This window comes from Arthrobacter sp. CAN_A212 (genome assembly GCF_015752345.1).
In the GTDB taxonomy this organism is placed as follows: domain Bacteria; phylum Actinomycetota; class Actinomycetes; order Actinomycetales; family Micrococcaceae; genus Arthrobacter_D.
Genome location: NZ_JADOUT010000063.1, coordinates 1 through 2,265 on the forward strand (window position 1 = coordinate 1; position 2,265 = coordinate 2,265).

Below are 2,265 nucleotides of genomic sequence, written 5' to 3' on the forward strand. Positions count from 1 at the left end.
GAGAACTTCCATCATCGGAAGGCCTCGACCCCTATCCCGTGACCGACGCGCCCATCCCGCTCACACCCCGACTACACCCTCAATTGCGATGAGCCGGTAACCAAGTGCCCCGCATCGGATCCCATTGGATTGCCTGTGACGGAGATGGGAGTCCTCGCATCATCATTCGCAGTGTGGAGCTCCGCATTGGTGACTTCACCAGTGCGGATGCGAAGTTTGCCGTCGACGAAGGCGAGGATGATCTAAGCCTGGAGAGTTGGCGGCGCGAACACCGCCGGTACTGGACACGGGTTTCAGCGGCACAGGACCGCCAATGGACGGAAAGTGATGAGATCGTGTTCGAGCGTTTCAGCGTGGTCTGGCCGCCCGAACATGCGGACTTGGCTTCCACCTAGCCAGTTATTAGCTTCGGCACCCTGGGCCGCGCGCGGCCCGAAACAGTCACCATCACTGGCTGGCTATTTAGATTTTCCGACTCGGTAGCGCTGGGGCACGAACTTCTGGTGGTTCATGGGCGGTCGCTCGTAGATCCGGTTCTGGCGCTCGGGCAAGTGGATGTCCGGCAACGCTGGCCGCTCGTAAGGCAACAGCGATAGCAAATGGGCCATCAGGTTAAGCCGGGCTTCCTTCTTGTTATCGGCGTCCACCACCCACCACGGGCTGCGCTCGGTGTCACTGAATTCAAACATTCGGTCCTTGGCCTCTGCATAATCAACCCAACGGGCTTGCGCCTCGAGGTCCATGGGACTCAACTTCCACCGCTTAGCGGGGTTGTCGATGCGTTGCTGGAATCGACGGCGTTGCTCGGAGTCGGAGAGGCTCAACCAGTACTTCACCAGGACGATCCCATCGGAGATCAGTGCCTCCTCAAGCATGGGGGCCGCGTCGACGAAGTCGGCATACTGTTCATCAGTGCAATAGCCCATCACCCGCTCGACTCCGGCCCGGTTGTACCAAGACCGGTCGAACAGCACAATCTCCCCCGCCGCCGGCAAATGGGCAATGTAACGCTGGAAATACCACTGCGACCGCTCGCGCTCAGTCGGCGCCGGGAGAGCGACCACCCGGCAGAAGCGCGGATTGAGCGCCCCGCTAATTCGTTGGATCGTCCCACCCTTACCGGCGGTGTCACGACCTTCAAAAATAACTACCAGCCGCGTGCCTGTTGCGCGCACCCACTCCTGCAACGCGACCAGTTCCTCCTGCAACCGCAGAAGTTCTTTTTCGTAGTCCTTCTTGGACAGGACCTGGGAGGTTGCCTCGCGGCGCGTTTTCTTGACCACAACTCACATTGTGCCTCAGACCGTGCACTTCAGGGAGGTGCTTTGGTAAGGAATCAGGGTAAAGCTTCGTTCGACTCGTGTTCGGGGTGCCATAGAAATTCTTTCGGCTGAAATCTTTGGGCAGGCGCCCCGTTACGAGGTAACGACAAGATCTTGATGACCATCGAAGAGCTCACGCACGATGTCCAGGTGTCCCGCATGGACGGACGTCTCAACAAGTACGCGAAAGAGGACCTCGTGCCCGTCACGCATTGGTGGTCCGCCGTAGACATCTGCCGGGGGTATCCAGCACGGCGGTGCGTCGAGATCGACGCCACCAAGGATGTCGTCGCTGCGAACGATCTCCCGCCGGTAGGCGGTGATCGCTTCTGCTCCGGTCATCGGTTCCGACGCCCAGCCATTGTGGAGGCGTTCGATGGCTCCCTGGTCACCGCCGAGAACGGCCGAAATCCAGAACATCTCATCATCGAATGCGAGGTGATTAAGGAGGCTGACCACCGACCAACCGGACGGGACCATCACCCGGTGGAGCGCCTCCTCTGGTAGCCCCTCGACGGAGCGGAGTACGTGTTCTCGGCCAGCGGTCAGCTGTGAAAGCAACTGTGTGTCGTTCACGCCTCGGGTTCATAACCGACGAGCCAGTGAAGTCCGTGCCGGTCGACGACCTGGCCGTCGGATGCGCCCCACGGCTTCGGTGTCAGAGGGTCGATGACAGAGCCGCCATCAGCGAGCTTGTCGAACCACTCATGCAACACTGCTGGTTCCGCGGTACCCAGGAGCGAAAGCATCATCCCTTCACACCGGACGGTTCTTTCACCTGCAGCGCCATCCGATCCGGCCAAGGCCCTACGTGTCAGGGTGAGTTGAGGCCAGTGGCTCATAGCAAGTCCGTCTAATTCGTAGGGCGAGAATCAGGATCAGAACCAATGTCTATCTCCACAATTTCCCGGGTGCGGGAAGATGGGTCCATGAGTAATTCTGG

At 59.7% G+C, this 2,265-nt stretch carries 2 protein-coding genes and 2 pseudogenes; 1 reads left to right on the forward strand and 3 read right to left on the reverse strand.

The features are described from left to right. Positions 1-95: 95 nt before the first annotated feature. Positions 96-395 (forward strand): annotated as a pseudogene (locus tag IWX64_RS16740) (ASCH domain-containing protein); the annotation flags it as partial. Positions 396-458: 63 nt separating this feature from the next. Here IWX64_RS16740 and ppk2 read toward each other — a convergent pair. From ppk2 to IWX64_RS16755, 3 genes and pseudogenes are all read right to left on the reverse strand, one after another. Further along, positions 459-1,283 carry a polyphosphate kinase 2 gene (gene ppk2, locus IWX64_RS16745; protein ID WP_312883911.1) on the reverse strand — a complete coding sequence of 275 codons (825 nt, stop codon included), beginning with the start codon at positions 1,281-1,283 and terminating at the stop codon, positions 459-461. Between the two features lie 132 nt (positions 1,284-1,415). Then, positions 1,416-1,898: a mycothiol transferase gene (locus IWX64_RS16750; RefSeq protein ID WP_196868257.1), complete on the reverse strand. Its 483-nt coding sequence runs from the start codon at positions 1,896-1,898 to the stop codon at positions 1,416-1,418. Further along, positions 1,895-2,128, reverse strand: a pseudogene (locus IWX64_RS16755) (VOC family protein); the annotation flags it as partial. The gene IWX64_RS16750 and the pseudogene IWX64_RS16755, both read right to left, overlap by 4 nt. Positions 2,129-2,265: the final 137 nt, after the last annotated feature.